Here is a 23736-nt window from a genome sequence, read left to right on the forward strand (position 1 = left end):
TCGTGATTCGTGATAGCTAAATCACTGAACCGACGCGGCCTCCCGCGCTTATTCTGTTTGCTTTGCGCCCACCCGCTTATTGCTTCTTCATCAATCCAAAAGGTCAGAGAACCACGGTTAATGAGTGATTGGTTGTATTGCTTCCAGTTGGTTGTTTTGTAACGAGGCTTAGGCATAGGACTACGAGAGAGAGTGGAGGTAGCTGATCAGATCGTAGGTTCTGGATTTAGTTCCATTGAATTACGCAACAAAGCCTGTGCTCTTCCCATATTGTATTGAAATTTATTGCTCTCGATTCTTTCGAGTAAAGGGTGTTCATCGAATCGAGCATCCACCCCAATAAAAAATTCAAAGTCAACCTGAACATCCTTAAGTGCAGTAGTTGTCGACTTTTGTCTACAATGATTATTTTTTAAGGTAATACAGTATGATTTCAATAATGTTGTATTGATGTGTTTGTTGTTAGGGGAATATGTTAGCACCTACCTGTTTTGTTGCGATAGTTAGTCACTTTCCTGTAAGTGAGGGTTGTGATTGATGTCAACAATCCTAGAACTAATGGGGTTAATTTGTTACTAAAGATGTGTTTGAAGTTCCTTACTATAAAATCTATTACTCTCTGTAGTAATTGATTCATCCGAGTTAAAAATAGCGCTCAATGAGCTCTATTTTTGTTTTTGAATACAGGGTTATTTCATTGTTTTCAGTTTGATTTCATCTGCAACTTTTTGTGGCACAAACTGACTAATGTCCCCACCATGTATCGCGACTTCACGAACAATAGTCGAAGATAGGAAGGCATACTCTTCCGAAGGGGTTAGGAACACGCTTTCAAGACCGGGGAGAAGCTTGCGGTACATACTAGTGAGACCAAATTCGTACTCAAAATCCATCGTTGTTCTTAAGCCACGTACCAATACGTTAGCTTTCTGCTGTTTGGCAAAGTCGACAAGCAAACCAGAAAAGCCTTCAACAGATACATTAGGTAAGTGAGACACAGCATCACGCAACAGCTCGACTCGTTCATCTAGCTTAAACATGGTCTTTTTGCTTGGGCTGGCGGCTACTCCCACCGTGATATGATCAAACATGCTAGCAGCACGGACGATAATATCGAGGTGACCATTGGTTACCGGATCGAAAGTACCTGGGTAGATAACGTGTGTGGTCATATTAGCTGTCCTTGCTTGGTGTTTTAATAGAGTTTAAGGCTTTGTCGAGAGTCTGTTTTACCATGTCGAGCGTGATGTCTTTCATTAAATCATCACCTTTTGCTCGGGTTCCCCACGGAAGGTCTTTAACCGGTTTTCCTTGTTGCGCCTCTACGTGCTGTTGATAAACACTGACCACAATATTAAGGTCATTATAGGGCCCTGTTCTTCGAGGATCACTGTGTGCGTATAACCCGATAACAGGTGTTGATTGTGTCGTTGCCAGATGTGCTGGGCCGGTATCTGGTGCGATTACCACGGTCGCATGCTTGAGTACAGCGGTGAGTTGCTTTAGGTTAGTCTTGCCAATTAAGTTGATGACAGGAGATCGGCATAGCGCTTCGATGTCTTTACCAAGGTTTACCTCTCTTGGCGCTGGAGAGCCACACAGTACCACTTGCATCCCTTTTTCTACTGCATAATCGGCAATAGCGGCATATCGATCAGTTAACCAGTTACGTGAATCTTTGCTTGCTGCAGGAGATATAACCAATGTTTGTTTTCCAGCCATGGTGTCGATGGCTAGTTGTTCGTCTTCCGGTGTTAAAGGAATATCCCACAGGGGTTTATCGAAGGGTACACCAATGTAGCGAGCAAACTCGGCAAAGTTATCTAACACATGAAACTTATCTGAAATAGGCAGATGGCGATTAGTAAAGAGTGATTGCATTTCACGAGTACGGTTTTTGCCAAACCCTACCTTACACTTCGCCTTTATTCCCCAGGAAAGTACGCTGGCTCTGAGTGCGGCTTGCATGTGTAGCAGCGCATCAAAATTTCGATCTGACAATTGGCGCCATAGTTCACGCATTCCTTTGAAGCCTTGTTTCTTATCGAAAACAACGACTTCAATACCTGGCAGGTCGCCGATCAGCATGGCTTCTATTTTTCCGGTTATCCAGGTGATTTTCGTTTCAGGCCACTGCTTCTGGATGGCTTGAACCACAGAAATAGCATGACAAACATCGCCAATCGCGGATAGGCGAAGTATGCAAAGAGATTGAGGTGCAGTTGAGAACAGTGACATAAAGTGCCCGAAAAAAGTGAATAACATCAGAATTATGCAGATACTCGCATTAGTTGTAAAATAGCAATGATGAAAAGCGACCCAAAGGCCTCATAGATGGAAACGATTAGCACTAAGAATCAAACAATTTGGTATGACCCTGTACGTCTGGCGCAAGTGCCAGTGGGTGAGATGGTTCAGATCTTTGAGGCAGAATACTGGCAGCAACGTGAGGCTATTTCTGGGAGCGCGCAGGGTCGTGGTACCACTTGGTTTATTCAACTTGATGGAATCCAAGCCGCGTTGCGTCACTATCGCCGTGGTGGGCTATTTGGCAAACTCGTTGAAGACCAATATCGATTTTCTGATTGGGAAAGTACGCGATGCGCGATGGAGCTTAATGTTCTTAATGTATTGGCTAACGCTGGCGTGAATGTACCTAGGCCAATAGCGGCTCGAGCGACGAAAAGCGGCCTATTTTATCGTGCAGATCTGATGTCGGAACGAATTCCCAATGCGAAAGATCTGGTTGATGTCTTGGTAGCTAATCCGATAGGTGCGGACATTTATCAAAAAATTGGTCAAGAAATACGTAAAATGCATGATGCTGGCGTTAATCACACTGATCTCAACATTCATAATATCCTGCTTGATGATTCTCAAAAGGTGTGGATTATTGATTTTGACAAGTGTGGTCAGCAAGCGGGTGATGACTGGAAAGAAGGTAACTTGAATCGCTTAAAGCGCTCATTTCTAAAAGAAGTAAACAAGCGCCAGATTCAATGGCAAGAGTCGGATTGGATGTCTTTGAGTAATGGTTATGTGTTGGGGGCTATGTAAATGTTTTTAAATAAAAATATCATCGTTGGTTTTGAAAACCACGTGTTTACGAAACTCTACATTGATACGCTTGTTCGAAAATGCTCGATTAACGAAGAAGATATTATTCTTATATCTCTATTTGAACACAGTGAGGACGTTTGTTTAAGCGGAACAAATGTTAAGTTATTAAACTACCGAACGGTTGATCTAGCCGCTCTTGTTAGCTGTAAAACTATAACTTCCATGAGCTTAGGGCCGAATAATGCACCTTTTTTGAAGAGTATTATGGAATTCTCAGATAAATTTGTTAGCAAGCTGTACATCCATCTCACAGACGATGAAGTGGCGCGATGGCTTAAGACTCTGGAAAAACACGGCAGTTTAGTTCCAACTAGGAATAATCAAGTCAATCAAGATTGCTTATTTGTGTTAAGTAAAGCCCTTAACTTTATCGCACCTGAACCTTATTTTCGTTCTTCACTTGAAAAAGTATTGAAAAGAAACAACCTAAATTTTTATGATGCTAGAGATGCATTTAAATCGATGCCTAGTGAGTTGTGGGATGCATTTGAGCATATCCAATCGACATACGTAGATGAAACTCGAGCTGAAAAAAAAATACTGATAGGTGCTAAGGCTGACTCTTTCTCTACTCTTGAGACTCTATCTATTATTTATCACTTGGGAGTAGCTGGGGTTTTGAATCAATATAAATTATTGGTTTTTGTTAAACCGAAGAGGGCTTTTTCTAGAATTATTGTTGATGCATTCTTGGCGTTGCTTAAGGTGAAGTGTGTAGTTGACATAAGTTATGTAACGCCGACCAATAATATTAACTACAACACTTTGATTATGTCTTGCTCGGATATTCTTTTACAAGGAAGGGGAAGCATGAGCACGGCAAGAAGTTATGTATCTGGTGGTAATGGGAGGGTACATGTAAAAGTTGGTTCGCCTAACTTTATTGAGATGACAGAGGCTGAAGGGATAACTGTTTGTAGCTACAATGCGTTGACTGAGATTCCGTTAAACTTTGAAAAAAAAGCTAAAATCGACGACTTAAACCAGAAAATAATGAAAGATCGCTTTTTACAAAAATATCAAATATTGAGTGACATATACCGCTAATAGCTTTCTATCTTCATTAGCGTATTGAACAATGCTCCTCGGTTCTTTTTAACTACTTGATAAGCCGCTAAGCCCTTGTTTTTACAAGAATCAGGGTGAGCGAATAGTTCTTTGAGCTGGCCAGTAATCTCATTGCTGTTTTGACAAATAGTGACAGCTTGAGCTTCAAGTAGTTTGTCGGTGATCTCGCTAAAATTAAAGTAGCTAGGGCCATTTAGCAGAGGCAACTTCAAGGCTGCTGGCTCTAGCAAGTTATGCCCTCCAACTTTATCTCCAACAAGGCTTCCGCCCATAAAACAGACATCAGCACCGCCGAGTAGTACCAACATTTCGCCCATGGTATCAGCGATATAGACTTCAACATCAGATGTTAATGCTTGCTGACTCGTTCGAGTTATAGTATTGAAGCCGTGCTGCTTAGCGAGCTCTGCTACTTGGTTAAATCGCTCTGGGTGGCGAGGCACGATCATCAGCAACGCATTTGGATGGTCTTTAAGAAGTTGCTTATGAGCATCTAAAACAATGTCGTCTTCACCTTGATGAGTGCTAGCAGCAATCCAGACATCGCGATTCAAACCTATCTGCTTCCTCAATGATTTACCTTTTTCAACTTGGTCAGTAGAGACTTCAATATCAAACTTGATTGAGCCCGTCACATGCACAGATGACTTATTTAGCCCCAGCCTTACAAAACGTTCCGCATCACTAGGGTATTGGCAGAGTACCTGAGAAAGGTTATTAGATAGAAGGTTAAACACGGGTTGGAATTTGGCGTAGCGTTGGCATGAACGTTCAGAAAGGCGAGCGTTGAGTACTGATATAGGAATCCCAACTTTCGCGACGCAATGCAGTGTGTTTGGCCAAAGCTCTGTTTCCATAATCAACATTTGCTTTGGTTTTACTGATTTAAGGAAGCCTCGCACACACCAAGAAAAATCAATCGGCATGTAGCGATGCTCGACCAAACTACCAAGTTTGTCTATTTGCTCTGCACCTGTGCTGGTTGTCGTGGTAACGATGATGGCTTGATTTGGGTCTCGCTGCTTCAATTGCTTGATAATAGGTATCGCAGCAATAGATTCACCTACCGACACCGCATGAATCCAGATTGGGTTTCTACCTTGAATCTTCGGTGTAATACCGAAATGTTCTTTCCAGCGCTTACCGAAACTTGGTTTGCCGGGTTTGCTCTTATAAAGCCCATAGAGGAGCAGTGGAGAGGCCAATGACAATATAAGAGTGTATATAAGTCGTATAAGCATAAGAACAGTGACACCAGAGGGTAAAATCAGTAATCAGAAGAGTATTTTCTTCAATCTCGAAAGTAAAGAGCGTTATAATTAAATGCTTAGTGACACTTTCAAACGGAAATGGTGAACTCTATCTCATCGCTTATTCAAACCGATCAATCCTATCGCTTTTTGCTCTATGTCGAGCAAAACTACTCATTTGCTATCCTTCGTCCATTTTATAACTACGCGAAGCAACTTGGCCATGACGTAAAGTGGTTGCTTGTTGGTGAGGATGCTTCTGAACATCTTTTATTAGAGCAAGAGCAGCACGTCTCTTTGACAGAAGCTGTCGCCTATAACCCTTCTGCTGTTTTAGTACCCGGTGATCGCGTTCCTGCTTTTATCCCAGGTTTGAAGGTACAAGTGTTTCACGGTTTGAATGAGAGTAAACGAGGGAACTTATATCCTGAGCGTGGTCTATTTGACTTGTATTGCACAGAAGGCCATGAAAGAACCAACTCATTAGTACCATTAGCTAAACAGCGCGGCTACTTTCAAGTCAAAGAGACCGGCTGGTTGAAGCTAGATAGCTTGTTAAATTATCAAACCAGTGACAAGCATTTTGAAAGACCTCAAATTCTATTCGCTTCCACTTTTTCGCCAAGTTTATCCTGTGCTGAATTGGTTTATGAAGAACTGAAGCGCCTAAGCAAACTGAGCCAGTGGCAGTGGCTAGTGACATTGCATCCTAAAATGAAGCAAGAGACACGAGAAAAATACCAGGCGTTGGAAGGCGATAACCTTTTGTTCTTCGACAATGATCGAGTGGTTGAAATGCAGCACCGTGCGGATGTGATGGTGTGTGACAACTCATCAATCTTTCAGGAGTTTTTGTTGCTCAATAAGCCGGTTGTTACGGTAAATAACCGTGATCCTCAAGCGAGCTTCATCAATATTACCCAAGCAGAGCAGTTAGAATCAGCAATTCAACAAGCGATGCTACCGAATGAAGCAAGAGACAAAGCTATTGCTAATTATGGTCCATCAATAACACCATATTTGGACGGGCAATCCTCAGCTAGGGTTCTGAATGCTATTACTGATGTGCTAGAAAGTGGTTGGCAGGATAAAAAACCAAAAAATTGGATTCGTAACTTTAAAATCCGTAAATCTTTAAACTATTGGAAATTCTAGGGCTGAATAATGAGAAAACATACCCTGTCTGTCATTGTTATTACCAAGAATGAAGAAGACCGAATTGAAACTTGCCTAAAATCTGTGGTTGATATTGCCGATGAACTAATTGTATTAGACAGCGGGTCAACGGACGCAACCGTTGAGATATGCCAAAAATATACAGACAACGTGACCATCACCGATTGGCCGGGCTTTGGTAAGCAAAAGCAACGAGCGCTAGATAAAGCGACATGTGATTGGGTGTTATCAATCGATGCGGATGAAGCTTTAGACCCTGAAATGAGCAAGGCTCTTGTTGAATTATTAAAACAAGATCAAATCAAACACACTGCTTACAAACTTCCTTGGGGGGTGACGCTCTATGGAACAACGCTTAAGCATGGCCGCAGTGCACGTGCTGTGTTGAGGCTCTTCAAAAGAGAAGGTTCTCGATATACGTTGGATGAAGTGCATGAAACTGTTGTACCGGAACAGGGAACGACGGGGACCCTGAAAGGCTACTTGCTCCACTATACCCACCGAGATTATGGGCACGGCTTAGATAAAGCGGCGCAATATGCTTGGCTTGGCTCTCAAAAATACCACCGTAAAGGCAAGAAATCATATGGCTTGTTCCTCGCTCTGTTAAGGGCTATGTGGACGTTCTTCTTAGTCTATATTATCCGCCGTGGTTTTATGGATGGCAGCGTCGGCTTCATTATGGCGATGACTTACGCTCAAGTGAACTTCAATAAATACGTTGGTTTGTGGATTCTTGAAAACCGCTCAGAAGACCAAGCGAAATAGGAACCGATAGATGAAGATTTTAGTTTGTGCATCTTACTTACATGCATGGAACAGTTTGCGTCCAGAAGCTGCGATTTTTATCGAGCTAGCTCGTCAAGGGCACCAAGTGACGATCATGACTCAGGGAGAATCTGAGCACGTATCTAAGCTAGAAGAGCACGGCATTCGAGTTGTTGATAGCTACCCTAAACGTAAAATTTGTTTTGATACCATTAAAAAGATCCGTCATGAGTTAAAAACGCATAATTACGACATCTGCTATGCTTTTAACTCTAAGACAATCCCCAATGCAGCTTTTGCGTGTATTGGTTTTGACGTTAAGTTGGTTGTTTATCGAGGTACTACTGGCGGACTATATCGACATGACCCAAGTGCTTATCTAACTCAGCTCCATCCTCGTGTAGATGGTATTGTGTGTGTGTCTGAAGCAGTACGACAGGATGTAGTGAAGCGTGTTTGGAAGAACAAAGATAACGTTGTCACCATATACAAAGGGCATGAATTGGATTGGTACAAGGTACCACCAACTGAGCGCTCTGAATTTGGCTTGAGTGAAGAGGATGTTGTTTCGATTACTGCAGCGCACGTAAGGCCAAGTAAAGGTATATCTGTTTTGCTTGAAGCGACCAAATATATTACGGCGCCCAACTTCCACCTGATTTTAGCGGGTAGCGGCTATGAGCCTCACTTTGATGAAATGAAAGCGAGCCCGATGAGTGAGCGAATTCATTACATTGGTCATCGAACTGACATTCCTTCGATCATGTGCATGGCCGACTTTCAAGTTCAACCATCGATCAGCGGAGAAGGGCTACCGCGCACCATTGTCGAAGCAATGGCAAATGGCACAACTTCAGTAGTGACGACCACCGGCGGTGCTCCTGAACTCGTTGTCGATGGCGAGACGGGTTGTATCGTACCTACGGGAGACGCTAAAGCGTTGGGCGAGGCTATGGACAAGCTTGCACAAGACAAGGCCAAGTGCACAGCCATGAGTGAAGCGGCTAAGAAGCGCCTAGATGAAAGCTTTAGTTCACGAGTAACAGTGAAAAAGCACCTGGAATTTTTTGAGAGGTTGCTAGTCAGCTAAAATAGCTAGATATTAATTTTGAATTTAAGGTTCTAAGTCAGAAGGCATAGAATTTAAAGAAATACATTAGAGTAGTTGAGTATGCTAAATAACAAATCAGTACTAATTACCGGTGGCACAGGGTCATTTGGTAAACAATTCATCAAAACCATTCTTGAGCGATACCAAGACGTAAAGAAAATCATCATTTTTTCGCGTGATGAATTGAAGCAATTTGAGATCAAGCAACAATATCCCCATAAAGATTTCCCTCAATTACGTTTTTTTATTGGTGATGTTCGCGATCGTGAGCGCATGATACAGGCATGTGAAGGTGTTGATGTCATTATTCATGCGGCAGCGATCAAGCAAGTAGATACTGCGGAATATAACCCGACAGAATGTATCCGAACAAATGTCGATGGTGCAGAAAATGTAATTAATGCTGCATTAAAGTGTGGCGTCAAAGATGTCGTGGCACTTTCTACCGATAAAGCCTGCGCACCGATCAATCTGTACGGGGCAACAAAACTGGCTTCAGATAAGCTGTTTGCTGCTGCGAACAATATTAAAGGTTCAAAAGATATTCGTTTTAGTGTAGCTCGTTACGGTAATGTGATGGGCTCTCGTGGCTCTGTTATTCCATTCTTCATGCAAAAGAAAGAAGAAGGCGTTTTACCGATTACCCATGAAGAGATGACTCGCTTTAATATCTCTCTTCAAGATGGTGTAAATATGGTGATGTATGCTCTTGAAAACCACTTAGGAGGGGAGATTTTTATCCCTAAAATCCCATCTTATAAGATCCTTGATATTGCCGAAGCTGTTGCACCTGGTGTACCGACAAAAGTGGTCGGTATCCGCCCTGGTGAGAAACTGCACGAAGAGATGATCACAGATACAGACTCTCTCAATACGATTGATTTAGGTCGTTATTATGCGATTCTGCCTTCAGTTTCTTTTACTTATACAGAAACTGAATATATGGAACACCACAAAGCTGAGAAGGTGCCTTTCGGGTTTAAATACAACTCTGGGACCAATACTGAGTGGGAAACGATTGAAGGTTTACGTGAACTCATTAAAGAGCACGTTGACCCAAATTTTACAGTGTGAGATGAAAAGTGATTCCTTACGGTAAACAAGATATCAATCAGCAAGATATTGACAGTGTATTAAACGTTTTAAAATCGGATTTTTTGACGCAGGGGCCTCAGGTTCCTGCGTTCGAGAGTGCGCTGACCGAACATACTGACGCGAGTTATGCTTTGGCAGTGAACAGTGCCACTTCGGCATTGCACATTGCCTGTCTCGCTATAGGTTTGGGGCAAGGTGACTGGTTGTGGACATCTCCGGTCACTTTTGTGGCATCAGCAAACTGTGGTTTGTATTGTGGTGCAAAAGTTGACTTTGTCGACATTGATCCAGATACGTACAATATGTGTCCAAAGCGTCTTGAAGAGAAGCTGATTGAAGCTAAAGTCGCAAACAAGCTTCCTAAAGTTGTTGTCCCGGTACACTTATGCGGTCAACCGTGTGATATGGCTTCCATTGGTAAACTAGCAAAAGAGTATGGCTTTAAGGTCATTGAAGATGCGTCACATGCGATTGGTGGTCGTTACAAAGATCAACCGATAGGGAATTGCGAATACTCAGATATTACGGTGTTTAGTTTTCACCCAGTAAAAATTGTGACGACTGCTGAAGGTGGTGCTGCTCTTACAAATAGTAAAGAGCTGGCTGATAAGATGGCGCTGTTACGCAGTCATGGTGTGACTCGTGACTCTGAGCTTATGCGTGGGGAGTCTCATGGCGGTTGGTATTATCAGCAAGTCGACCTTGGCTTTAACTACCGTATGACGGAGCTTCAAGCGGCGTTGGGTGTGAGCCAAATGCAACGTCTTGATGAGTTTGTGACGGCTCGCCATAAACTTGCTAGTAGATATAACGAAAAGCTAGCTGACTTATCTTTAGTGTTACCTTATCAGTTACCTGATACATATTCTGGACTTCACCTTTTCGTGATTCGTTTGCGTTTGGATGAGATTGAGTTGACGCATAATCAGGTGTTTGATGCGTTGCGTGAGCGTGGAATCGGGGTCAATTTGCATTATATTCCTGTGCATACTCAACCTTATTATCAAGATATGGGGTTTGCTGATGGTGATTTCCCTGAATCTGAACGTTACTACAGTGAAGCAATTTCTCTTCCTATGTTCCATGGTATGAGTGAAGAGCAGCAAGATACGGTAGTTGAGACTTTGACTGATATTCTGCAGGGACGTTAATGAAAATAGCCATTATCCCAGCTCGTGGTGGCAGCAAGCGGATCCCACGTAAGAACATCAAGGCATTTCATGGTAAGCCCATGATTGCGTACTCAATTGAGGCTGCAATCGCATCGGGGTGTTTTGATAAGGTCCTTGTTTCTACTGACGACGTTGAAATCGCTAATGTTGCAAAAGAGTACGGCGCGCAAGTGCCATTTCTGCGTCCTGCGGATATCTCCGATGACCATGCGACCACCATGGACGTGATGGCTCATGCTATTCGTTGGTGTGAAGATGAAGGGTGGAACGTAGAGACGGTGTGCTGTTTGTATGCTACCGCGCCTTTTGTACTGCCTAAAGATCTTCAGGAAGGCTATCGATTGCTTCAAGATTCTGGGGTTCAGTTTGCTTTCAGTGCAACGTCTTTTCCATTTCCGATTCAGCGTGCAATTAAGCTTGATGAGCAAGGTGCTGTTTCCATGTTCTCTCCGGAGAATGAGCAAGTACGGTCACAAGATCTTGAAGAGGCTTATCATGACGCGGGTCAGTTTTACTGGGGGCAGACTAATGCCTTCTTAAACAAGCTTTCTATCTTCTCGCCTCACTCTAAAGCTGTGCGATTGCCTCGATGCCGTGTTCAAGATATTGATACGAAAGAGGATTGGGAGCTGGCAGAGGCGCTGTACTCTGCTTTGAAATTGGCTGAGAAATAGAGTTAAAATTGCTATGAAAGTCGTTTTTCGAGTCGACGCTTCCTTATTGATTGGAAGTGGTCATGTCATGCGATGCTTGGTGCTTGCCGACCAACTGAAGCAAAAAGCGTATGATGTCACTTTTGCATGCACACCTTTAGAGGGGGACATGCGGTTGTTCATTCAGCAAAGAGGGTTCGGTGTTATTATACTGCCGCCTCCTCAACAAGTGGTTGCTTCCCAACACGATGCCGATTATGTGGCTTGGCTTCAAAAAAGTACAGTTCAAGACTCAAGCGATTTCATTGCCGCTGTGGGCTCTGCGGATTTGGTCGTGACAGACCATTATGCTATCGATGAACAATGGCAGCACTCAGTTAAGCAGGCGATGAACTGTCGCTTATTGGCCATTGATGATCTTGCTCGCCGTCACTGTGCGGATATCGTGCTTGATCAAACCTTAGGGCGTGCCGAGTCAGATTATCATGGCAGTGCTTCTGTGGTATTGGCAGGAAGCGAATATGCCATGCTTCAGCCTGCTTTTTCTGAGAAGCGTGAGCTGGCATTGTCTCGAGAGCTTGTGCCGGAGTCCCCAAAGGTATTGATATCGATGGGTGGGGTTGATTCTCCCAATGCAACTCTCAAGGTACTGGAGTCTTTAGTACCTCACGTTCATGCTCATTTTACCGTTTTGCTGTCTCCACGCGCCCCTCACTATGAAGAGGTCACACAGTGGTGTGTGGATCACCCGTCTGTGACTCATCTGGACTTTGTCTCCGACATGGCGAGTTTAATGTTGGCGCATGATGTTGCGATTGGTGCTCCAGGCACAACCAGTTGGGAGCGAGCCTGTTTGGGGTTACCAAACCTGATTGTTCCTCTGGCAGACAATCAAAAGCTGATCAGTGAGCAGTTGGTTGATTGTGAGGCTGCCATCAAGGTGGACGTTGAAGATATCTCTACTAGAATCGTGAGTGCTTATATCGCATTGATTGAGCGTTGGCATGAGATGACACTCGCTAATTTAGCGTTGTGTGATGGCCGTGGTGTTCGCAGAGTCGCGCTCGCCATAAATGACATACTCACGGATAAGGCGCCTTTGTCGTTAGTGTTGGCGTCTCAAGAAGACATCCAACTTGTCTATGAGTGGCAGTGCCACCCGAGCACGAGAAAATATGCGCTAAATTCAGCCCCTCCAACTTGGGCTGAACATCAAGCTTGGATGTCAAAAAAACTGACCGAAACGTCTGATTATTTTTATATGGTGACAGATCGCTTGGAGCATCGTCACTTGGGTGTCGTGCGTTTAGATAGAATAAAGATCGGACATTATCTTGTGTCGATCTTTGTGGAGCCAGGGAGTTACGGCCGAGGCGTTGCATCACAAGCTCTTTCGATGGTTGATGCGATACACCCTGACGTCACTTTACATGCCACGGTTTTAAAAGCAAACGGTGCTTCTCAGCGACTCTTCCAAAAAGCCGGTTACCAACAAGTCGATGATGAAACTTACCTTCGACACCCTATTGATTGAGGCAAAAATGAAATCATTTATAACCATTGACGGCCGTAAAATTGGCCCAGATTTTCCACCGTATATCATTGCTGAGTTGTCTGCTAATCATAATGGTGATATCAATCGCGCCTTCCAGATTATGGAAGAGGCGAAGAAGTCTGGGGCGGATGCGATCAAGCTTCAAACCTACACTCATGAAACCATTACAATAGACTGTGATTCTGAGGAGTTTCAGATCCATGGTGGTCTATGGGGTGGTCAAACCTTGTACGAGCTTTATAAAGGAGCTCATATGCCTTGGGAATGGCATAGGCCCTTGTTTGAAAAAGCAAAAGAGTTAGGTATAACGATATTCAGCTCGCCTTTCGACTTTACAGCTGTGGATTTATTGGAGGAACTCGATGCTCCTGCCTATAAGATCGCATCGTTTGAAGTAATTGACTTACCGCTGATTAAACGAGTTGCTCAGACGGGTAAGCCAATAATTATCTCAACCGGTATGGCGAATGAAGAAGAGATTGCTGAAGCCATTAAAACCGCGAAAGATAACGGGTGCCACGAGTTAGTAGTGTTGCACTGTGTGAGTGGGTATCCGGCACCGGCTCAGCAATACAATTTAAGAACGATTGCTGATATTGCTCAGCGCTTTGATGTGTTGTCTGGCCTTTCTGATCATACGATTGACAACGCAACAGCAGTAACATCTATTGCTTTGGGCGCTTGCTTAGTAGAGAAACATGTGACGATGGATCGAAACGGTGGTGGCGCTGATGACAGCTTCTCTCTAGAGCCATCAGAGCTTAAAGCACTATGCCAAGATACGAAAACTGCTTGGCAGGCATTAGGTAAAGTCAACTATGAAAGAACTGAAGCAGAAAAAGGCAATGTGAAGTTTCGTCGCTCTTTATATGTCGTAAAAGATATTGCTAAAGGTGAGCCTATAACTTCGGAAAATGTCCGTAGTATCCGTCCTGGGTTTGGTTTGGCGCCAAAGTTTTATGAGGAAGTTATAGGAAGAACGGCAAATAATAAAATAAACTCAGGAACTCCCTTATCCTGGAGTTTATTAACTTAGAAGGCTAATTAATATTTGATAGCCTTAAAGATATTAACTCTTCGAGGCTGTCTTTATTTTTTTCTAAACTAACTAATATTTTTACGAAATTGTGGATATCGTTGTCTGGAATTAATTTATAGATATTACAATAATCCTCCATCCCCATTCCTGCTGAAGAATTAATGGAAACTATATTTACTTTATCGATACTCGAAAGTAAGTAGAGTTCCATTGGTAGTTTGTTTGATAAGAAAGTTACACCTTTTTCTTTGAGAGTTGAGTAGTCGTCTATTTCTTCTTTCGGGTGAAGTTTTAATATTGGTTCTAATCCATTCTCTCTACTTTTGGATATTATTAGGTCATAAATATCGTAAAAGAAATCATTACTAGCAAGTCTTCCTTTCAATTTATTGAATATTGGTTGCGTGGCGATGATTAATTTATCTTTATCTAGGCTCTGGGTGCTATCAAATTTAAAGCATCGATGAATATATGATATATTCTTTTTATCTCTTGATAAAATCAATCTCTCCCCTTTGTGCCTTACTGAATCCGGGAGTTTTTCTGGATGGATAACATAGATACTATCACATTTTTTCCTTTCACCGAAAACATGATAGCTAGGTGTTTGGTTCAATAAAAATCGTAAAAGCTTTTTAGATTTACTATCTATTTTATGTTCTACGTAATTTCCCATCCCATCTTCAATTAGAGAGTATGACTGTGTCAGCAATCTAAATAGTCTCGACATTTTGTTATTATCATTGAATAAGAAAAGTTTATTTATATGACCGCTTAGGTCTAAGCTGTTATTGTTTTTCTTTATTATATCTATCAAGATAGTTTTTACGAAACTAGGGACTCTCCAACCACGCATGGAAGAAAATAATATAGAACGCCCTATCAAACCAGTATCTTTTATACAGTTGACTAGCTCTTCTCTGTTCATCAAAACTAGATCTATATGGTCAGGTAACTGAGTAACATCAATTCCTTTTGGATCAACCCCTTGGAAGTCATAAAAGTAAATAATAGTCGACTGATTAGCTTCATCTTGTGCTTTATACAAGCTAAGTAATAAATGCCTTACCGTAGAGCAGATGTAAATATCTTTATGTGCCGACTTCATTGCTTCTCTCTGCTCAGTTTGAATTTTAAATTATGTAGATGACGTTGAATAGTTTCATTTAAGTTAAACCATTCACGCTTACATTTTTTGAATAAACTTCTGGTCCTGGTACGCTTTTCATATCCGATATCAGAATCAAATTTAGGGTCGTTCGTTAAACAAGGAACCTCAGTACCGTAGCATTCGACGTTATGTTTCCAAAATCTATCCATATAAATATCAACCGCCATATACCACTCCCCTGAGTTAACAAGTAACTTTTTGGCACCTGATGGTGTTAGAAAGTAGCCTGTAGCACTCATATGCCCTTTAGTGAACTTATGTATTTCAGTTGAACTGCATTGAAAGATTGAATAAGAACTAAACTGTCGGCGTTTGTTTTTAAATAACCGAATGCATTCTATATTGCTCGGTAGCTCGGATGTATCTTGTATAAAATTGACAAATGCTTCTTTGAATAGAAGAGCATCATCTTCGATAATTATGATTGGTTGATTGAGTTCAACACACTTCTGCCACAATAAATAATGACTAGCATAGCATCCCAATTGCCCAGGGCTGAGTGTTTTTGCTCTGTATGTTTGACTTAAGGAATCATTGTAAAGACTAAGTAGTCTGTGAGGAGGGGATACCCTTCCATCGATAGCAGAGAACAGTTCAAAAGGAAGAGATAATTCGCTTAATTGATGACAAATGTTCTCTTTTCTCTCTGTGGAAGATTCTAAGTTTATGACAAAGATTTTAGTCATCGGTAACTCTCTTGCATCTTGAACAAATAGGGACCAAGAATAATAAATATATAACTAAGGGTTGAGGGTGGTTAAAAGGAACGTCAGTTAACCCTGAAGTGAATAAAAGGGTTACAAAGCTGATAGTGATATATTTTTCATACTCCTCCATAAAAGTAATTTTTTTAAGAGGGTATAACAGTAATGCAATAATTAATATCAATCCTACAAAACCTGACTTTACAGCCTTATCTATAAATTGGTTATGATAATGACTCGAAGCAAAATAATATAACGAATTTGATATTGATTGTTCCTCTAATCTTTCTTTTAATATCTTTTCGTGGTGTTGCCCATGACCTAATATTGGTTTTCTTTGAATTAGACCAGGAGCTAACTCCCACATTTGTATTCTAAATCCAATAGACGTCTCATAGTTCCCTTCGTTTATCTTTTTTATTTCTTCTATAGTATTGTAATATCTATGACTTAATTTATCTTTAAATAGATAGCCACCAAAAGATAGGATTAATGTAGATGTGAGTAGTATTGATACGACTTGTGTTTTACTTTGAGGTCTTTTTATTAATCTAAATATATAAACTGTGAAAATGGTTACTGAGAAGGCGAACCAAACTCCTCGAGCTTCACTTAGTATTAGAGGGGGAATACACAGTATCAAGCTAATAAAAGGTAGCCTTTTTTCTTTTATATTTGAATTTTCAATAAGTAGAGAGAAAGCAATAGTGGCTAATAGAGCCACTATTGTCGCATAAGGTATAGGGTTGATATAGCCAGCATCACGTTCAATCCCAATATATACGTTGAAGTAAATACTATTGATACAAAGCGTGATACTACCCAAAAAAATAAGCGTTCGGATGATTTTTTTTGATAGTAACTTATAAGGGAATATTAAAAGGAATAAGGTTGAACCAATGAGGGCTCTTATCTCTCTTGAACTGGAACCGTGATAGTAATAGCTAAACATAGCGTAAATACATGTCATTAATATTAGCCAGATAAATGGAGAGCTTAAGTTGTTTTTTACTACTTTTATTTTTAATGAAAAAAGACTGATTATAATACTAACTAAAATTAATGGAATAAGCTTCTTGTCACCGCTGTCCAATACCAGCATACCTGTGAAAGCAAAAAAGTAAGGTAATAGTAAGAATGCTGTATAAATCTGCTTTTTGGTAATAATATTCATGTCGTTCAACACTAGTTAGTATAAGGGTTGGTATCATTGTCTGGACGAGTCTTAAGCAGTCTTAAGATCCACATATATTGCTCAGGTTTTTTGCTCACGTAATCTTCTATGCATTGGTTCATCATACGCGCATCCTGTTCTTCACTTCCTGTAGGGAAGGGTAACGCAGGGTAGAAGTCCAGAGTATATTTACCAGTGTTGCTATCGTATTGAGCGAATAGTGGAACAATTTTAGCCTTGCTCAGTTTAGATAATCGACCCAGACCTGAGATGGTTGCTTTTTGAGTAGCAAAGAAGTCCACAAAGACACTGTGCTCACGACCAAGATCCTCATCTGGAAGGTAATAACCTAAGTAGCCATCTCTTACAGACTTGATGAAAGGTTTTATACCGCCGCTACGGTCATAAACTCGCCCGCCGTATTGTACGCGCTGACGATGCATCAACCAGTCACTGAGCTTGTTTTTCTGAGCTTTAGCCATGGCAGACACTGGAAGATTACGCGATGCGAGTAATACTGCAGGGATGTCGATAGCCCATGTATGTGGCACTAGCAAGATAACATTCTCGCCACTATTTGTAATATCAGTTAGGTTGCTAAGACCATTAATTGACGTATTGCTTTCTAACCAATCCTTATTTTTGAGGGTTAGAGATGCAAAGCCTATCAAAAATGAGATGGATGTAACGTATGACTTATAAAGGATCTCTTCGCGCTCTTCGATTGATCGCTCAGGAAAACACATCTCAAGGTTTACACGAGCTCGGCGGTTAGCTTTATTTTTGATTTTCACGGCTTGTTTAGCCATAAATTTAGCCATAGCTAAACGAATACTATTAGGCAAAAAGCTCACTAACGAAGACAGCACTACGGCAATCCAGGTACCCCAGTATTTAGGCGCGAGAAAGCCCCATTTAAATTCAGGATTGTATGCTTTTGGGTCAAAGTCATTGCGTTGTGTGGTCATCAATACACTACAGTTTTATTAGGGGAGCGAATTATGAGCTCGTTCCTCAGGAAATGATTATATTCGTTCTTTTGTAGAATGGTAGGTCTAGTGAGAGAGCCCACCATCAAAGCAATATTTGTAGCTGATTATGCGTTAACAAGCTTCATATATTCAGCAACACCGTCAGCGACAGATTTAAACTGAATATCACAACCTGTACTGCGTAGTTTAGTTAAGTCAGCTTGGGTGAACTCTTGATAAGCGCCTTTTAAGTGCTCTGGGAATGGGATGGTTTCAATTTCTCCTTTGCCGTGATACTTGATTACGGCTTTTGCTACTTCCTCAAATGACTCTGCATTGCCGGTACCTAGGTTAAAAATGCCAGAAACGCCATTTTCTAAGAACCAGAGGTTAACGGCTGCTACATCACCAACATAAACAAAATCACGCTTAAAGGTTTCGCTGCCTGCAAACAGTTTTGGGTTCTCATCGGCGTTCATTTGGTTGTTCAGGTGGAAGGCAACGGATGCCATGCTGCCTTTGTGTTGTTCACGTGGGCCATAAACATTGAAGTATCTGAAGCCTACGATTTGTGAAAGTGTTTCGTTGTGCGCTGCTGCATCGGCTGTTAAACGACGAACATAGTTATCAAACTGTTGTTTTGAGTAACCGTATACGTTCAATGCACCTTCGTATTCGCGCTCTTCAATGAAAGTGTCAGTTTCACCGTATGTCGCAGCAGAAGAAGCATATAAAAACGGAATTTCACGTTCAACACAGTAATGAAGCAGTTCTTTTGAGTACTCATAGTTGTTAAGCATCATGTACTTGCCATCCCACTCAGTGGTCGCAGAACATGCACCCTCGTGGAAAATCGCTTCAATATGGCCGAAGTCATCGCCAGCCATTACTTGAGTTAGAAAGTCATCACGATCCATGTAATCTGTGATGTCTAGATCGACAAGGTTCTTAAACTTCTTACCGTCTTTTAAGTTGTCGACGACTAGAATATCGTTGTGGCCCGCTTCGTTGAGCGCCTTAACAATATTGCTGCCAATCATGCCAGCACCACCGGTTACGATAATCATAATTCTCTAACTCTTTTGAATACAAAACTATCACGAGTATAGCAAGGAATGGATAAGGCGGGCTAGTGGAATAATTCCCCAACTGGAGTATGATACTGTCAGTTAAATTATATATTAAATCGAGTAACCAGCTCAAAACTATAGGTATTATTATGAAAATCGCAGTCGCTGGGACAGGATATGTTGGCTTATCAAACGCAATGTTATTGGCTCAAAACCATGAAGTTGTCGCTATCGACATTGTTGAAGAAAAAGTAACAATGCTTAATAACAAGCAATCACCTATTGTCGATAGTGAAATTGAACACTTCTTATCAACGAAGGAGCTGAACTTCAAAGCAACAACCGACAAATCAGCTTACAAAGATGCCGAATTCGTGATCATTGCAACACCTACTGATTATGATCCTACAAGTAACTACTTCAATACAGCGTCTGTTGAGTCGGTTATTAAAGATGTAATGAGCATTAACCCAGATGCGGTTATGGTTATTAAGTCAACTGTTCCAGTTGGTTACACAGCTCAGATAAGGCAAGATCTTAGTTGTGAAAATGTCATGTTCTCACCAGAATTTTTGCGCGAAGGCAAAGCCCTATACGATAATTTGCACCCGTCTCGTATTATTGTTGGTGAGTGTTCGGAACGCGCTAAAGTGTTTGCCGATCTTCTTGTCGAAGGCGCGGAGAAAGATAACATCGATGTTTTGTTCACCAACTCAACCGAAGCTGAAGCGGTAAAACTTTTTTCTAATACTTACCTAGCAATGCGTGTTGCATATTTCAACGAGCTTGATTCTTACGCTGAAGCTCATGATTTGGACTCTCGTCAGATCATTGAGGGTGTGGGCTTAGATCCTCGAATTGGCAATCACTACAACAATCCTTCGTTTGGTTATGGTGGCTATTGTCTTCCGAAAGATACCAAACAACTATTAGCCAACTACCAAGATGTACCAAATAACATTGTTGGTGCTATTGTTGACGCTAACCGTACCCGTAAAGATTTTATTGCGGACTCAATCATCAAGCGTTCTCCTAAAGTGGTCGGCATTTATCGCTTGATCATGAAGGCAGGTTCGGACAACTTCCGTGCTTCTTCAATTCAAGGGATCATGAAGCGCTTGAAAGCTAAAGGTATCGAAGTTGTTGTGTTTGAACCGGTATTGAAAGAAGAGCATTTTTTTAACTCGAAAGTCTATTCTGATCTTGCTGAGTTCAAAGCGGTATCCGATGTGATTGTTTCTAATCGAATGGTAGAAGAGATCGCAGACGTGGCAGACAAGGTTTACACTCGAGATCTGTTTGGTAGTGATTGATTTGGTTCTATTTTAGCTAGCGCTAATTAGACCAGATGTTAACAGCTCGATCTATCTGTTTAGTGGCGATATACTGAACCACTAAACGGATAGGGATACTAATAAATAATGAAAACACGTGACAAGATTGTTTACGCTGCTTTAGAGCTTTTTAACGAGCACGGTGAGCGTAGTATTACGACTAATCATATCGCTGACCACATCGAGATCAGCCCTGGTAACCTCTATTACCACTTTCGTAACAAGCAAGAAATTGTCCGTGATATCTTTACTCTCTATTCTACTGAATTGCTTGAAAGGTTCACTCCAATCCAAGGTCAGAAAGAAAGTCTGACGCTATTGAAGCACTACTTAGATTCTATATTCACTTTGATGTGGAAGTACCGATTCTTCTACGCAAACCTTCCTGAAATTTTGTCTCGTGACGAGCAACTTCATCTCGATTACATGGCTGTTCAAGAGAGGTTGCAAACTAACCTTGTCGATATTATGAGGGCTTTCGTTGACTTGAATTTGCTGAAAGCGACAGATTCAGAGATGAAGTCGATGGTGACTTCCCTTCACTTGATCGCATCGGGCTGGTTGGCTTATCAATCTGCAATGTCCCCAAAAGCGCAAATAACGGAACAGGTGGTCCATCAAGGTATGTTGCAGATGATCGCTACCGTTAAACCAATTGCAACCGCGCAAGGTTTTGAACAGCTGACATTATTGGAAGATGGCGTAAGGGCGTTGAACTCTAAATAGAATGATGCGAGTAAGCTAGATTCGAGATTCCAAGAATAGGGAAGGCTCTAGTCGTGGTATGTGTATAGCAACGTCATTCCCTACAGCGAGGAACGAGCGTGATAGGGAATCTATCTGTTGCCTATGAGGCTAGTAGTGTCACAGCGAGATTCCAGATATTTCGTACCTCAATTCTGGAATGACGAAGTCTAAGATAGACGAATACAGATCTTTTCAACGAGTTAATTTGTATTTCTAATTTCGATTACTCGAATCCCGCGACTTCTCTTGAGCTCTTCGTATCTCGGTTACTCGAATCCCGTATCTGCTTTTACCTAACCAACCAACTCTTTGGGTTTTGAGCTTGGCTGTTCCTGCGGATTTCAAAATATAGGGATGGGCGGGTTTGACCACCAGTATCACCCGCAAGGGCAATCGCTTCACCGGCTTTCACTTTATCGCCTTCCTTCTTGAGTAGTGCTTGGTTAAAGCCATAAAGCGTCATGTCACCTTTACCGTGATCAAGAAGGACTACTAAGCCATAACCTCGCAGGTACTCAGCAAATACAACGGTGCCTGAGTAAACAGATTTAACCTGCTGACCATATTTGGCATTGATTACCATCCCTTTCCAATTAACTTGTCCGGTTTGGCGTGAACCGTAGTTATGCAGAACTTTTCCTTTGATTGGCCAAGGTAGTTTTCCTTTACGTTTTGCTAAGCCATCCATAGGCACCGCGTTACGTCTTTCTCGAGCGGCTTTCTCTGCTTTGGCGATCTCCGCTTTGAGGCGAGTCTCATTACGCTGTAGCTCGGCTAAGTAATTTTTATCACCTGAGATGTTTTTCTTTATACTGCCAACGGTTTTCTTACGCTGCGTTTGAGTCTGGGCTAATTTATCGCGCTTTGTTGTCTGTTGTTTTAACAGAGTCACAATTTGCTCTTGTTCAAGTTGGCGCTGCTTATGGCTTTCTTCTAACTCAAGTTGTGTTTGTTCAATTGTTTTGATTGTTGCAGAACGGGCTTTAGCAAGATGTTGGTAGTAATGGCTGATGCGATCTTCTTCGACACCCGTGTTGAGAATGTGGGATGAGGCTTTAGCACGACTTGTCATGTAGTAAGTTTGGATCAGTTGTTCCAACTTATCGGTATGAACTTTTTTCTGAGTGGTAAGTGCTTTGATCTTAGCATCTAAGCTAGCAATATTTGCATTCGCCGTATTAAGCTGCTTTTTACTGTCTTGGATCGCTTTCTCCAGTGCAGCGATAGACAGCTCTTGTTTCTTGAGACTTGCTTGTAGGCTATCGAGTTTCTTTTGCTGTGAGGAGAGGGCCTTTTGTTGGCGAGATATCTCGCTTGATACGCCTTTTAATTCACCTTGAGATGCGGCAAATGACGATATTGATAAAAGCGCAGTACTGAGGCTGGCTGATATAAGAAGAGTTCGGCTGATAGCTCGAATATGTTTCATCATTATCGTCATTTAGTTGTATTCATCTGCTCTTAATTTTTCGAATTTCGCTGAATCGAATCCATACTTGCTTTGGCTCGATTACTCGAACACCGCATTTGCTTTTAATTTCTTTGCATCTCGGTTATTCGAACCCCGTATCTGCTTTTAATCTCTTCGTATCTCGATACTCGAATCCCGTTACTGCTGTTTCTTATATCCCATCACCATGGATAAAGCTTTGTGAGCGACCATTGAACCCTTGGTCCATATCAAGAGAAGGCTTATCTGTCTTTGGCTTACCAACAATCTTAGCGGGAACACCCGCGACCGTAGTATGTGGTGGTACAGCTTGTAGTACCACAGAACAAGAACCAATCTTAGCGCCTTCACCTACTTCAATGTTGCCGAGTATTTTCGCACCAGCACCAATCATCACGCCTTCACGGATTTTAGGGTGACGGTCACCGCCTTCTTTACCGGTACCGCCGAGAGTAACATCTTGAAGGATGGATACGTCGTTTTCGACTACCGCCGTTTCACCGATAACAATACCAGTCGCGTGGTCGAGCATGATAGCTTTGCCGATACGTGCTGCAGGGTGGATATCCACTTGGCATGCGACTGAAATTTGGTTCTGCAGGTAAGTGGCAAGTGCAATACGCCCTTGCTTCCATAACCAGTTAGCGACGCGATAACCTTGCAGTGCGTGATAGCCTTTAAGGTAAAGCAATGGCATAGAGTACATTTCTACAGCCGGGTCTCGAGTAACTGTCGCGCAGATATCACAAGCGGCCGCATCAATGATTGAGTCATCTTCTTCAAACGCTTGCTCAACCACTTCACGTACAGCCATTGCCGGCATCGAAGCCGTCTTTAACTTGTTAGCAAGAATGTAGCTGAGTGCAGCCCCTAGGCTTTCATGGTTGATAATCGTGGCATGGTAAAAACTCGCAAGCATAGGTTCTTGCTCAGACTGCTGTCGAGCTTCTTTTACAATGCATTGCCAAACTTTTTGTTGTTCACAGTGTTTCATTTTTCCATCCATTTTTAAGGGGCTGATGCGAGTGACGAGATGAGAGTTTCTAAGAGCTATAAGAACAGAAGCGAGTAACGAAAGCTGCCCTCACTAAGCGCCCAGTTGCTCTTA

At 42.0% G+C, this 23736-nt stretch carries 23 protein-coding genes and 1 pseudogene; 12 read left to right on the top strand and 12 right to left on the bottom strand.

Annotated features, from left to right (window positions below; translation table 11 throughout):
* The 4 genes and pseudogenes from L1D55_RS19535 to L1D55_RS19545 all read right to left on the bottom strand — a co-directional run.
* Positions 1-176 (bottom strand): transposase (locus L1D55_RS19535; RefSeq protein ID WP_239918562.1); only part of this gene is annotated, 176 nt, incomplete at its 3' end.
* An 84-nt stretch (positions 177-260) separates the two neighbouring features.
* Positions 261-437, bottom strand: a pseudogene (locus L1D55_RS27710) (glycosyltransferase); the annotation flags it as partial.
* A 252-nt stretch (positions 438-689) separates the two neighbouring features.
* Complete coding sequence (coaD, locus tag L1D55_RS19540) at positions 690-1172, bottom strand: pantetheine-phosphate adenylyltransferase (RefSeq protein WP_239918525.1); 483 nt, start codon at positions 1170-1172, stop codon at positions 690-692.
* Between the two features lies 1 nt (position 1173).
* On the bottom strand, positions 1174-2238 hold the full coding sequence (locus L1D55_RS19545; protein WP_239918526.1) for a glycosyltransferase family 9 protein: 1065 nt from the start codon (positions 2236-2238) through the stop codon (positions 1174-1176).
* 96 nt (positions 2239-2334) lie between these two features.
* Between L1D55_RS19545 and L1D55_RS19550 the strand changes: the two genes are divergently transcribed.
* Together L1D55_RS19550 and L1D55_RS19555 are read left to right on the top strand one after the other, a co-directional pair.
* The gene (locus L1D55_RS19550; RefSeq protein ID WP_239918527.1) at positions 2335-3057 is read left to right on the top strand and encodes a 3-deoxy-D-manno-octulosonic acid kinase; all 723 of its coding nucleotides are present in this window, start codon (positions 2335-2337) and stop codon (positions 3055-3057) included.
* On the top strand, positions 3058-4167 hold the full coding sequence (locus L1D55_RS19555) for a hypothetical protein (protein WP_239918528.1): 1110 nt from the start codon (positions 3058-3060) through the stop codon (positions 4165-4167). It begins immediately after the preceding gene.
* On the opposite strand, the gene waaA is transcribed toward L1D55_RS19555, so the two are convergent.
* Positions 4164-5429, bottom strand: coding sequence for a lipid IV(A) 3-deoxy-D-manno-octulosonic acid transferase (gene waaA, locus L1D55_RS19560; RefSeq protein ID WP_239918529.1), 1266 nt, complete (start codon positions 5427-5429; stop codon positions 4164-4166). The two genes, L1D55_RS19555 and waaA, sit on opposite strands and share 4 nt — an antisense overlap.
* 132 nt (positions 5430-5561) lie before the next feature.
* Here waaA and L1D55_RS19565 point away from each other — a divergent pair, with 132 nt between their 5' ends.
* The 8 genes from L1D55_RS19565 to pseI all read left to right on the top strand — a co-directional run bounded on the left by L1D55_RS19565 (position 5562) and on the right by pseI (position 14004).
* Positions 5562-6593, top strand: coding sequence for a UDP-N-acetylglucosamine 2-epimerase (locus L1D55_RS19565; RefSeq protein ID WP_239918563.1), 1032 nt, complete (start codon positions 5562-5564; stop codon positions 6591-6593).
* Positions 6594-6602: 9 nt separating this feature from the next.
* Positions 6603-7382 carry a glycosyltransferase family 2 protein gene (locus L1D55_RS19570; protein WP_239918530.1) on the top strand — a complete coding sequence of 260 codons (780 nt, stop codon included), beginning with the start codon at positions 6603-6605 and terminating at the stop codon, positions 7380-7382.
* A gap of 10 nt (positions 7383-7392) precedes the next feature.
* Positions 7393-8472 carry a glycosyltransferase family 4 protein gene (locus tag L1D55_RS19575; protein WP_239918531.1) on the top strand — a complete coding sequence of 360 codons (1080 nt, stop codon included), beginning with the start codon at positions 7393-7395 and terminating at the stop codon, positions 8470-8472.
* Between the two features lie 81 nt (positions 8473-8553).
* Complete coding sequence (pseB, locus tag L1D55_RS19580; protein WP_239918532.1) at positions 8554-9567, top strand: UDP-N-acetylglucosamine 4,6-dehydratase (inverting); 1014 nt, start codon at positions 8554-8556, stop codon at positions 9565-9567.
* An 8-nt stretch (positions 9568-9575) separates the two neighbouring features.
* Positions 9576-10739 carry a UDP-4-amino-4,6-dideoxy-N-acetyl-beta-L-altrosamine transaminase gene (gene pseC / locus L1D55_RS19585; RefSeq protein WP_239918533.1) on the top strand — a complete coding sequence of 388 codons (1164 nt, stop codon included), beginning with the start codon at positions 9576-9578 and terminating at the stop codon, positions 10737-10739.
* Positions 10739-11434 carry a pseudaminic acid cytidylyltransferase gene (gene pseF, locus L1D55_RS19590; RefSeq protein ID WP_239918534.1) on the top strand — a complete coding sequence of 232 codons (696 nt, stop codon included), beginning with the start codon at positions 10739-10741 and terminating at the stop codon, positions 11432-11434. The genes pseC and pseF overlap by 1 nt, the downstream gene beginning before the upstream one ends.
* Before the next feature lie 13 nt (positions 11435-11447).
* Complete coding sequence (gene pseG, locus L1D55_RS19595; RefSeq protein WP_239918535.1) at positions 11448-12947, top strand: UDP-2,4-diacetamido-2,4,6-trideoxy-beta-L-altropyranose hydrolase; 1500 nt, start codon at positions 11448-11450, stop codon at positions 12945-12947.
* A gap of 7 nt (positions 12948-12954) precedes the next feature.
* The gene (gene pseI / locus L1D55_RS19600) at positions 12955-14004 is read left to right on the top strand and encodes a pseudaminic acid synthase (protein ID WP_239918536.1); all 1050 of its coding nucleotides are present in this window, start codon (positions 12955-12957) and stop codon (positions 14002-14004) included.
* A gap of 4 nt (positions 14005-14008) precedes the next feature.
* On the opposite strand, the gene L1D55_RS19605 is transcribed toward pseI, so the two are convergent.
* From L1D55_RS19605 to rfaD, 5 genes are all read right to left on the bottom strand, one after another.
* Positions 14009-15115, bottom strand: a complete 1107-nt coding sequence (locus L1D55_RS19605; RefSeq protein WP_239918537.1) for a glycosyltransferase family 52 protein — start codon at positions 15113-15115, stop codon at positions 14009-14011.
* Complete coding sequence (locus tag L1D55_RS19610; protein ID WP_239918538.1) at positions 15112-15864, bottom strand: glycosyltransferase family 25 protein; 753 nt, start codon at positions 15862-15864, stop codon at positions 15112-15114. The genes L1D55_RS19605 and L1D55_RS19610 overlap by 4 nt, the downstream gene beginning before the upstream one ends.
* Entirely contained in the window at positions 15857-17056 is a 1200-nt protein-coding gene (locus tag L1D55_RS19615; RefSeq protein WP_239918539.1) for an O-antigen ligase family protein, read from the bottom strand. The genes L1D55_RS19610 and L1D55_RS19615 overlap by 8 nt, the downstream gene beginning before the upstream one ends.
* An 11-nt stretch (positions 17057-17067) precedes the next feature.
* On the bottom strand, positions 17068-18024 hold the full coding sequence (gene lpxM, locus L1D55_RS19620; RefSeq protein WP_239918540.1) for a lauroyl-Kdo(2)-lipid IV(A) myristoyltransferase: 957 nt from the start codon (positions 18022-18024) through the stop codon (positions 17068-17070).
* Between the two features lie 128 nt (positions 18025-18152).
* Complete coding sequence (rfaD, locus tag L1D55_RS19625) at positions 18153-19094, bottom strand: ADP-glyceromanno-heptose 6-epimerase (RefSeq protein ID WP_239918541.1); 942 nt, start codon at positions 19092-19094, stop codon at positions 18153-18155.
* A gap of 152 nt (positions 19095-19246) precedes the next feature.
* Here rfaD and L1D55_RS19630 point away from each other — a divergent pair, with 152 nt between their 5' ends.
* Together L1D55_RS19630 and L1D55_RS19635 are read left to right on the top strand one after the other, a co-directional pair.
* Positions 19247-20410: a nucleotide sugar dehydrogenase gene (locus tag L1D55_RS19630; RefSeq protein WP_239918542.1), complete on the top strand. Its 1164-nt coding sequence runs from the start codon at positions 19247-19249 to the stop codon at positions 20408-20410.
* Between the two features lie 108 nt (positions 20411-20518).
* Positions 20519-21157, top strand: coding sequence for a TetR/AcrR family transcriptional regulator (locus L1D55_RS19635; RefSeq protein ID WP_004741409.1), 639 nt, complete (start codon positions 20519-20521; stop codon positions 21155-21157).
* A 310-nt stretch (positions 21158-21467) separates the two neighbouring features.
* Here the strand turns inward: L1D55_RS19635 and L1D55_RS19640 are convergent, their stop codons facing one another.
* Positions 21468-22619: a peptidoglycan DD-metalloendopeptidase family protein gene (locus L1D55_RS19640; protein WP_239918543.1), complete on the bottom strand. Its 1152-nt coding sequence runs from the start codon at positions 22617-22619 to the stop codon at positions 21468-21470.
* Between the two features lie 181 nt (positions 22620-22800).
* Positions 22801-23622, bottom strand: coding sequence for a serine O-acetyltransferase (gene cysE / locus L1D55_RS19645; RefSeq protein ID WP_102424919.1), 822 nt, complete (start codon positions 23620-23622; stop codon positions 22801-22803).
* Between the last annotated feature and the right edge of the window lie 114 nt (positions 23623-23736).

The sequence above is a fragment of the Vibrio sp. Isolate22 genome (genome assembly GCF_022398115.1).
Classification (GTDB): Bacteria; Pseudomonadota; Gammaproteobacteria; order Enterobacterales; family Vibrionaceae; genus Vibrio.

Bases quoted from the DNA above. Each gene is read 5' to 3' on its own strand.
- coaD (WP_239918525.1), bottom strand. From the start codon at position 1,172: ATGACCACACACGTTATCTACCCAGGTACTTTCGATCCGGTAACCAAT.
- L1D55_RS19545 (WP_239918526.1), bottom strand. From the start codon at position 2,238: ATGTCACTGTTCTCAACTGCACCTCAATCTCTTTGCATACTTCGCCTA.
- L1D55_RS19550 (WP_239918527.1), top strand. From the start codon at position 2,335: ATGGAAACGATTAGCACTAAGAATCAAACAATTTGGTATGACCCTGTA.
- L1D55_RS19555 (WP_239918528.1), top strand. From the start codon at position 3,058: ATGTTTTTAAATAAAAATATCATCGTTGGTTTTGAAAACCACGTGTTT.
- waaA (WP_239918529.1), bottom strand. From the start codon at position 5,429: ATGCTTATACGACTTATATACACTCTTATATTGTCATTGGCCTCTCCA.
- L1D55_RS19570 (WP_239918530.1), top strand. From the start codon at position 6,603: ATGAGAAAACATACCCTGTCTGTCATTGTTATTACCAAGAATGAAGAA.
- L1D55_RS19575 (WP_239918531.1), top strand. From the start codon at position 7,393: ATGAAGATTTTAGTTTGTGCATCTTACTTACATGCATGGAACAGTTTG.
- pseB (WP_239918532.1), top strand. From the start codon at position 8,554: ATGCTAAATAACAAATCAGTACTAATTACCGGTGGCACAGGGTCATTT.
- pseF (WP_239918534.1), top strand. From the start codon at position 10,739: ATGAAAATAGCCATTATCCCAGCTCGTGGTGGCAGCAAGCGGATCCCA.
- pseG (WP_239918535.1), top strand. From the start codon at position 11,448: ATGAAAGTCGTTTTTCGAGTCGACGCTTCCTTATTGATTGGAAGTGGT.
- pseI (WP_239918536.1), top strand. From the start codon at position 12,955: ATGAAATCATTTATAACCATTGACGGCCGTAAAATTGGCCCAGATTTT.
- L1D55_RS19605 (WP_239918537.1), bottom strand. From the start codon at position 15,115: ATGAAGTCGGCACATAAAGATATTTACATCTGCTCTACGGTAAGGCAT.
- L1D55_RS19610 (WP_239918538.1), bottom strand. From the start codon at position 15,864: ATGACTAAAATCTTTGTCATAAACTTAGAATCTTCCACAGAGAGAAAA.
- L1D55_RS19615 (WP_239918539.1), bottom strand. From the start codon at position 17,056: ATGAATATTATTACCAAAAAGCAGATTTATACAGCATTCTTACTATTA.
- lpxM (WP_239918540.1), bottom strand. From the start codon at position 18,024: ATGACCACACAACGCAATGACTTTGACCCAAAAGCATACAATCCTGAA.
- rfaD (WP_239918541.1), bottom strand. From the start codon at position 19,094: ATGATTATCGTAACCGGTGGTGCTGGCATGATTGGCAGCAATATTGTT.
- L1D55_RS19630 (WP_239918542.1), top strand. From the start codon at position 19,247: ATGAAAATCGCAGTCGCTGGGACAGGATATGTTGGCTTATCAAACGCA.
- L1D55_RS19635 (WP_004741409.1), top strand. From the start codon at position 20,519: ATGAAAACACGTGACAAGATTGTTTACGCTGCTTTAGAGCTTTTTAAC.
- L1D55_RS19640 (WP_239918543.1), bottom strand. From the start codon at position 22,619: ATGACGATAATGATGAAACATATTCGAGCTATCAGCCGAACTCTTCTT.
- cysE (WP_102424919.1), bottom strand. From the start codon at position 23,622: ATGAAACACTGTGAACAACAAAAAGTTTGGCAATGCATTGTAAAAGAA.